The following is an 8,837-nucleotide window of genomic DNA, read 5'->3' on the forward strand; positions in this document are numbered from 1 at the left end:
GCCCGAAACGGCTGCAGCGCCCGAAACGGCTGCGGCGCAGACGGATCTGGGTGGTAAAGAGGCATTTGCAGAGGCCGCCGGTTCGGATGTTCCACCGCGCGACAACGCCGAGCGCATGACGTTCGCGACGTGGGCCGTCGTGACGAAGGAGTCCGCGAAGGGCATCTTCAACACCCTGCCGATTCTCGACGACGAGACTGCCGAGAAGTTGGCTGCGCGGTTGACCGACCGCGCGGGCGGTGAGGTCACGTTCGACGACGTTCTGGATTCGGAGACCATCGAGCAGCTCGCCGAGAAGGTCCGTCCGCACCTCGAAGGTGGCGAGATGGACGGGCTGGTCCGCAACCTGCGGCCCCGCCCCGAAGGGTCGACGGCCACGCCGGTGTTCGCGTTCCACTCCGCCGGAAGCTCCACTGTCGCTTACGAACCCCTCCTGCGAAAGCTGCCCGCGGGCACGCCGATGTACGGGTTGGAGCGCGTCGAGGGGCCCATCGCGAAGCGGGCTGCCGAGTACATCCCTCTGATTCGTGAAATCCAGCCGGAGGGCCCGTACGTGTTCGTCGGCTGGTCCCTCGGCGGCATCCTCGCCTACGAGGTCGCTCGTCAGATGGAAGAGCAGGGCATCGAGGTCGCCTACGTGGGCCTGTTGGACACCGTCATGCCGGGTACCGAAATACCGGACACCCGCGACGAGGTTCGCCGGCGTTGGGAGCGCTACTCGGCGTTCGCAAAGAAGACCTACGGTGTCGACTATCCGATCCCGTACGAGAAGCTCGTCGACGCTGACGACGAAGGTCAGATTCGCATCATCACCGACCTCGTCAAGCTCAGCGGCGCCAAGATTCCGGGCGGCATCATCGAGCACCAGCGCACTTCGTGGCTCGACAATCGCGCGATCCAGACGGCGGAACTGAAGCCGTACAACGGGCCCGTCACGCTGTACCTCGCAGACAAATACCACGACGATGCCATCGCGCTCGAGCCCGCGTACGCCACCCGTGAGCGGCACGGCGGCTGGGCTCCGGTGGTGAAAGATCTCGAGATCGTCGAAATCGGAGGCGACCATCTCGCGGTCGTCGACGAGCCGTACATTGGACGAATCGCGGCACACATGACGAAGAAACTCGACGAAATCGAGTCGCTGAGAACCGGAGCTTAGATCTTGACTGGTACCACCGCCGAAAAGTTGGCCGAGCTACGCGCCAACCTCGAACTCGCCAGAGAACCGGCAGGTGAGATCGGTATCGCCAAACGCGCGAAGAAGGGCATCCCCAGCGCCCGGGAGCGCATCGACATGCTGCTCGACCCGGGCAGTTTCGTCGAAATCGGTGCACTGGTCAAAGCCCCGAACGATCCGAGCGCCCTCTACAGCGATGGTGTCGTCACCGGACACGGCACTGTCGACGGTCGCCCTGTCGCCGTGTTCTCGCACGATCAGACAGTGTTCGGTGGAACGGTCGGAGAGATGTTCGGGCGCAAGGTCGCCGGCATCATGGACTTCGCCATCAGGGTTGCTTGCCCCGTCATCGGCATCAACGACTCGGGCGGTGCCCGTGTGCAGGACGCCGTGACCTCGCTCGCCTGGTACGCCGAACTCGGGCGTCGGCACGAACCGCTGTCCGGTATGTGCCCGCAGATCTCCGTCATCCTCGGCAAGTGCGCAGGCGGTGCCGTGTACGCGCCGATCAACACCGACGTCGTCGTCGCCACCGAAGAGGCGTACATGTTCGTCACCGGACCGGACATCATCAAGTCCGTCACCGGAGAGGACGTCAGCCTCGACGAACTCGGCAGCGCTCGAAAGCAGGCCCAGTACGGCAACGTCCACCACGTCGCGCCCGACGAGAAGGCAGCGTTCGACTGGGTTCGCAACTACCTCAGCTACATGCCGTCGAGCTGCCAGGAAGACCCGCCCGTCGTCAACCCCGGGCTCGAACCCGAAATCACCGAGTCGGACCGCTCGCTCGACAAGATCATGCCCGACGCCGACAACGCCGGTTACGACATGCACGACATCATCCTGCGCTTGTTCGACGACGGCGAGTTCCTCGAAATGTCGACGGAAATCGCACCGAACGTCATCACCGGACTCACCCGCGTCGACGGCAAATCCGTGGGCGTCGTCGCCAACCAGCCGATGCACCTCTCCGGCGCCCTCGACGCCGACAGCGCAGATAAAGCCGCTCGCTTCATCCGGATCTGCGACGCCTACAACATCCCGCTGGTGTTCCTCGTCGACACGCCAGGATTCCTCCCGGGTGTCGAACAGGAAAAAGTCGGCGTCATCAAGCGCGGCGGACGCTTCCTGTTCTCGTACATCGAAGCGTCGGTTCCCAAGGTCACCGTCGTCGTCCGCAAAGCCTACGGCGGCGGCTACGCCGTGATGGGCTGCAAGCAACTCGGCGCCGATATCAACTTCGCCTGGCCCACAGCGCGTATCGCCGTCATGGGCGCCGAAGGCGCAGTCAACATCATCGGCCGCAAGCAACTCGCCGCCGCCGGCGACAACGCCCCCGCCGTCCGACGCCAGCTCATCAACTTCTACAACGAGCACGTCGCCACCCCCTGGGTCGCAGCCGAACGCGGCTACATCGACGCCGTCATCGAGCCCTCCCACACCCGCCTCGAACTCCGCAAAGCACTGAAACTGTTGCAGGACAAAACAGTGTTCAAAAACCCCCGCAAGCATCACCTGTTTCCGATCTAGCTTCCCCGCTCCCCGCCCTGCCTCCCTCCCGGCATCGATGGCACATGGCAACGGTTAGACGGTTGCAACGGTCCATCGATGCGCGACGCTGGGCGCACTCCTGCCTCCCTCCCGGCATCGATGGCACATAGCAACGGTTGGACGGTTGCAACGGTCCATCGATGCGCGATGCCGGGCGCATTCCTGCCCGCCCGCCCCGGCATCGATGGCACATAGCAACGGTTGGACGGTTGCAACGGTCCATCGATGCGGGTGCGATGATGGCGGCTGATTGTCATTGTCGAGTAGAGACAACGACCGGTGGGCGCGGCCGGCTGCGCGCCAACTCGTAATGCGCGCGCAGATCGCACAGAACCCTCGCGGGGTATTTCCGGATTTCGCTGGGCAGATGAGATGCGACAATCAATTGGTTCGATTGCATTCTGGTTCGCCGCTCCAGCGTTTTGGCGTGATCCGCAGGCGATAGATGATGTGCCAACGAGTCTATCTCCCAGGCCATTCCGACCGTGTCCAGCCAGTTGTCCGCCCGGCAGATGAATTTACCCGTTTCGGTGTAGATGTCGCAGTTGTGCATCATCGGTGGCAGGCCGCTCTCGGCGTACAGCCTCTGCGCCTGCAGTTCAGCAACCGAGTGGGCATCGTCGCGTAGTTCCTGCACAACCCGCCTGCTGATGCCGCCATGCCATCGTGGGCCAGAGTCGAGTTCGTGGGCAATCTCTTCGAGGGTCGCGCCTCTCCTCTGCAAAACCTCGGCCATGAGTCGCACACAATGTTCGTCGGTTTTCACGGATCGGGTGGTGTCTACAAGGCTCCGAACAAGCGGTGCTACGCGGAGGCTGCCCTTGTTGATGATTTCGGGCATGCGATAGGTGCGCTCGACGCGTACGAAAGATTTGGACGCCCGACGCTGATCGGCAGGCACGAGTACGTGCACTTCATGCACTGAGGCGTCGGTGGCGTAGCCGTGAAGACCAAGCGCCACCCTACCCGTGATGACACTCCGTTCTCCGCAGTAGGCAAGGGCCGCGATCGACCGTTGCAACGGTGAAGGGTGCCCGTTGTAGAGCAGATAGACGCCAGGTAGCAATCGCTGCCAAGGGCCGCCCGGTGCACAACGGGCCGTGAGACTGCTGTCGGACACCCTGGCTTCGCGGAGTTGCGCCCTGGTGGCTACGCCGTGCGTACTGTAATCGAGCAATTGCGATGTTCGGGCCCATGTCGGCTTCTTCATAGGCATCACTGTCGGTTTGGCAACCGACATGAAAGCGCCGGATCGAGGCCGTTCGTCGAACCTGTGGATAACCACTCGGGTTGTGCAGAACCTGTTCGTCCGCCGACGAAATACCCCAGAAGTGTCGGAGCAGTCGAGTACTGCCGTCCGTGGCCGATTCCAACCGCATCGATGTCCCGTTGCAACGGTTAGACGGCTACGAAGTGCCATCGATGCCAGGTTGGTCTAGTGCACGAACCGTATCGATGTCCCACTGCAACGGTTAGACGGCTACGAAGTGCCATCGATGCCGGAGCAGAGAGATGGCGGGCGGACGACGCAGTGCCCCTACTGCTCGAACACTCGGAGGTTGCCGGGCGTCCAGAATCCGGACCTGGTGACTTCGTTGGTGTCCACGGTGGCGGGTACGGCGCTGGGGTAGTAGCGGTCGTAGCGTTCGAGCGAGCCCCAGTCGCGGGCCCAGTCGTTGTCGAGGTAGGTGGGGACGGTGACGGGTTGGGCGAGGGCTTCGCTGAACCCGAGGGGGCCGCCGTTGTCAGCGGATTGCCATGTGTCGGTGGAGCTGACGGCGAGTGGACGGTCGGGGAGGATGCGGTAGCCGGGGACTTCGGCGATGCCGTAGCGGTGGTCGAAGGGGCGCTGGCAGGGGAATTGGAGGCCGACGGCCCAGTCGAGCAGTACGGGTTGTTCGCTGCCGATGAGCGAGTTCAGCGATTCGAGCTGCGGTACGCGCGGGGGTGTGAATGCGAACCATTGGTCGCCGGTGAGGTTGGGGTCGTTGGCGACGATGCGGACGGCGTCGGCGTCGGCGGGGAGGTCGGCGATGGGGATGCGTAGGTTTCTCCACGACGGCGCGGGGCCGATGTCGCGGGGCAGGTAGGTGCCTTTGACGTCGACGGAGCCGTTGGGCTGGCGGGTGCCGTATTCGACGAGCAGTGACTGGCCGTAGGTGAGGGCGCCGGTGTCGTCGTAGGACAGGATGCGGCCGGCTGCGGACACGACGATCAGTGGCGCGGAGTCGGATCGTTCGGGGAGGGAGTACCAGCTGGATGTGGCTTCTGCTGGTTCCTGGATACCGGGTTGGTAGGAGCCGAGGACGGGTGTGGCCAAGGGGTCGAGTCCGAACGGGAGGGCGGCGGTGGACCCGTTGACGCCCTGTGCGCCGATGCCGCCTCCGGTGCCGGAGCTCTGACCTTCTTCGAACGCGGGTCCGACGCTCTGCTGATCTGTGTTGCCCTGCCCTGGTTTGACTTCCACGGCGTCGGCGCTGAGGTCGGTGGGGATGCCGTTGGGGGTGAAGTTGGAGGGGTCTTCGCCGCCGAGGGGTCCGGTCGTGGGATCGAAGTCGGCCGGAATGGGTTGCAGCATTCCGTCGTTGGGGTCGGCTTCGACGAGTACGTCGTTGGCGAGTCCACACGAATTGCCGGTCAGCGCTTCGATGTTGGACCGGGCGAGGGAGTAGGCGGGGTACTGCGATACGGCGCCCTTGACCAGCGAGAGCACTGCGAACAACACCATCAGTCCGGCGACGACGGTGAGCGGCGCTGCGGCGAATTTCTTTATGCGCCTACCGCGTTCGGATGCGGCTCGCGGTTGTGGGGGTGCGTATCCCTCGCGCAGGTATTGCCACCCGGCGAGTGCCAGGGCAGCGGCGAAGAGGACGAGGAACAGTGTGTTCGATTCGTTGCCGCCGAGTGAGACCGTCTTGTCGAACCACGGGACGCCGTAGCTCGAGACGTACCAGTAGCCGTTGATTCCCGAGAACGACAGGGCGAGAACGAACATCAGGCCGGCGAGGAAGATCGTTCGGTTGCGCCGCGATCTCAGTGCGCTCGCCGAGATGGCGACGGCGGTCAGTGCGGCGAGGCTGCCCGCGATGCCCGCGTACGACCCGAAGTGGTGCGTCCACTTGGTCGGGTTGAACATCATGAAGAAGATCGTTCCGAAGACGACGCCGATGAGTCGCCATGCGGGACCGTTGGAGATGCCGGGAACTCGTTTGCGGCGCAACAGGATGAACAGCGTCGAGAAAAGGCACAGAAGCATGACGAGGAACGCGAAGCGACGGGCGAGGGAGCCGTCGACCGTCTGAACGAACAGGTAGTAGTAGCGCAGGAAGTCCTGGTACCACTGCTCGTTCGGTCCGATGGCGGTACGCACGCGTGTCGATTCCATGACGGTCGCGAAGGTTTGATCGGCGAAGACAACCACGAGCACCAGGAAGCCGGCGGCGGCGAGCGGCGCCAACAGTGGCAGCGTGCCGACCTGGCGGTGGCGTCGAACCACGATGCGCGCCATGGGGCGTGCGCCTGCAAGCAGGGCGGCCACACACATCAGGCCGGTGGGCGCCGAAGCGAGGGTGAAAGCTCCGATGAGGAACGCAGAGGCCGCAGGGAGAAGGCGACCGGTAGCGATGGATCGTTCGATGGAGCACCAGGTCAGGAGCGCGCCGAGTGCGACGATCGGCTCCGGCCGCAGGCCGTTGTTGTAGGGCAGCCAGAAGGCGAGGAACACCAATCCGCCGGTCCATAGTGCGACATTCGATTTCCGGACGGCGCGGCCTAGGCGAGGGACGACTTCTCGGCTGATGACCATCCAGCACAGGACGCCGGCGATGAGCGCGGGCAGGCGCATCCACGGGCTGGCCGTGGAGACCTTGGCGAACACGGCGAGCACGTCGTAGTACCACCCGAACGGGGCCTCGGGTACGCCGAACCAGCGGAAGTAGTTGGCCATGTAGCCGGAGTGGTCGGCGGCGCGGGCCATCGTCAGCAGGTAGCCGTCGTCCGAGGTGTTCGCGCCGACGAAATGCCAGCCGACGAGCACGCCGACGACGGTGACGTCGACACCGGTGAATTTCCACCAGTGGGACGGGAAGAAACGGCGGTGGCCGCGACCGTCGGTGCCGTCGAGTCGTCCGAGAGCGCCCATCGCGATGATGGTGCACACCACCGCAAGGATCATCGCCAGGAGTTTCAGGATGGTGGGGCTGGACGAGAAGCGGGAGTCGACGTCGACGGTGACGGACATGCCTGCCGGTGCGGCGCCAGTGAGGTCGGTGAACAGTCCTACGACCTGGGGACGAAGGTCTCCGTCCAGGCGTCCGGCGCGGGGGTTGCCGTCCTCGTCGGTGAGGCCGGTGAACTCGGCGGTCGTCGCGTCGATGTCGGAAGATATTTCGATGGTTCCGCAACCGGGTCCCGACGCCTCTGCGCGCGGTGCCGTCGCGACGACGACGTTGCGGTCGAGGACGTCGACATTGTTCTCGCCGACACGAACGAACAGGCCGTTGAGCGCGGCGCCTTCACCTTGCGGAGGCGCGGTGGCGAGGAGAAGTCCGCCTTGCGGGGGCAGTGCGGCGACGGCGCTGCAGGGGATTGACGCGGTGAGGTCGACGGGTGCCTGGGACACCAGTGGCGCGTCGACGTCCCGAATGGCTCCGGCTTCGGGCCAGGAGATGGTGGCGGTGGTCTGATCGACGGGGAGGAACGGCGTCAGGATGGCCAGTAGGGCGCCGAGCAGTCCGGTGACAATGGCAACGAGCCGTGTGGTGCGCACCTGGGATCGCAGATCGACCGTGGAACCCTTCGGCGGTTGGGCGGAGGGCACGGCGGAGGTATCTGTCACGGCGTCGGGCACGATTGTCGATGTTATGCGAGCGTGATCGAAACACCGCATTTGCATCGCCCGGAAACCGGGATGAAGCCCGTTTCATCCCGGTCGGTCTACTCCGACCTTCGCCTCATCCAACCTTCGTCTCAACCAACCCTGATCGGGCCCTCCGTCTCCCAACCGCTGCGAGTCACCGTTCCGACGGTCAGTTCGGCGGGCGTCGCCGACGGATCGAGTGGGGTGAATCTCTCGAGCGAACCCCAGTCGCGATCCAAGTCGTTGCGTAGGTAAGTCGGAAGGACCTCTGCCGACAGGACGAGCTGCTGCCACCCGAGGGGACCGCCGCCGAACGCATCCATCACCGGACTGTGTGCGGCTGCACCACTGCGGTCCGGAAGGATTCGGTACTCGGGCAGTTCGGCTACGCCGTCCTTGTGGTCGAACGGACGCTGGCACGGAAAGCCGAGCGCGACGGTCCAGTCGAGCATCACTGGGACGTCGGGCCCGATGACGTCGACGAGCGGGGTCGTTCGTGGGATGCGCGGCGGCGTCACCGCGAGCCATTGGTCGGGCGCGATGTCGGAATCCGTTGCGACCAGCCTGATGCGGTCGACCCCGCTGGGAATGTCGGCCAGCGGGACTCGCAGGTTGCGCCACGACGGCTGAGGTCCGATGTCGATCGGAGTGATTCGTCCTAGAACCTCGTCGCCAGCTGCGTACTCCACCTCGAGCGGCTGACCCGACGCGACGATGCCGTCGGAGTCCACCGACCGGATACGGCCGGCTGCGCTGATGGCGAGGAAGTCTCCGTCAGGATCCGCTGGTAGTGAGAACCACTGGGTGGTGAGTGTTGCGGGTTCCGACGTGTCGGCGCCGTAGCTACCGAGGACAGGGGTGCGAGACGGGTCGAGACCGAACGGGAGTGCGACGGAGCTTCCGTTGACTCCGGTCGCCTCGGTCGTGCCGCCTTCGGTGCCCGACGATCCGGCCGACGTCGATGACTGCTGTTCGGAGTCCGACTCGTCGGTGGACCCGCGGGTGCTCTCTTGTGAGACGTCCTCGGCGTCGGCGGTGAGGTCGTTGGCGATACCGTCCGGCGTGAAGCCGACAGTGTCGGGCCCGGCAAGTGAATCCGCGACCGAGGAGTCGATCGGTGTCAGCATTGTGGCGTTCGGATCTTGCTCGACAAGGACGTCGTTCGCCTGCGAACACGTGTTTCCGGCCAGTGCGTTCAGGTTCGAGCGAGCCACCGAGTACGCGGGGTATTGCGCGACGGCGCCCTTGACG

General features: G+C 64.6%; 5 protein-coding genes. 2 read left to right on the forward strand and 3 right to left on the reverse strand.

The genetic code is table 11. The features are described 5' to 3' along the window. Both WBQ44_RS07050 and WBQ44_RS07055 read left to right on the forward strand, forming a co-directional pair. The coding region (locus WBQ44_RS07050) for a thioesterase domain-containing protein (RefSeq protein WP_495566004.1) at positions 1 to 1,159 on the forward strand (1,159 nt) is incomplete at its 5' end. A gap of 3 nt (positions 1,160 to 1,162) precedes the next feature. After that, positions 1,163 to 2,707, forward strand: a complete 1,545-nt coding sequence (locus WBQ44_RS07055; RefSeq protein WP_495566005.1) for an acyl-CoA carboxylase subunit beta — start codon at positions 1,163 to 1,165, stop codon at positions 2,705 to 2,707. Between the two features lie 274 nt (positions 2,708 to 2,981). On the opposite strand, the gene WBQ44_RS07060 is transcribed toward WBQ44_RS07055, so the two are convergent. The 3 genes from WBQ44_RS07060 to WBQ44_RS07070 form a co-directional block, all read right to left on the reverse strand. After that, positions 2,982 to 3,494, reverse strand: coding sequence for a hypothetical protein (locus tag WBQ44_RS07060; RefSeq protein WP_495566006.1), 513 nt, complete (start codon positions 3,492 to 3,494; stop codon positions 2,982 to 2,984). A 771-nt stretch (positions 3,495 to 4,265) separates the two neighbouring features. Next, positions 4,266 to 7,577, reverse strand: a complete 3,312-nt coding sequence (locus tag WBQ44_RS07065; protein WP_495566007.1) for an arabinosyltransferase domain-containing protein — start codon at positions 7,575 to 7,577, stop codon at positions 4,266 to 4,268. Positions 7,578 to 7,696: 119 nt separating this feature from the next. Next, the coding region (locus tag WBQ44_RS07070; RefSeq protein ID WP_495566008.1) for an arabinosyltransferase C-terminal domain-containing protein at positions 7,697 to 8,837 on the reverse strand (1,141 nt) is incomplete at its 5' end.

Origin of the sequence: Rhodococcus sp. (in: high G+C Gram-positive bacteria) (genome assembly GCF_049591685.1) — a bacterium.
GTDB lineage: Bacteria > Actinomycetota > Actinomycetes > Mycobacteriales > Mycobacteriaceae > Rhodococcoides.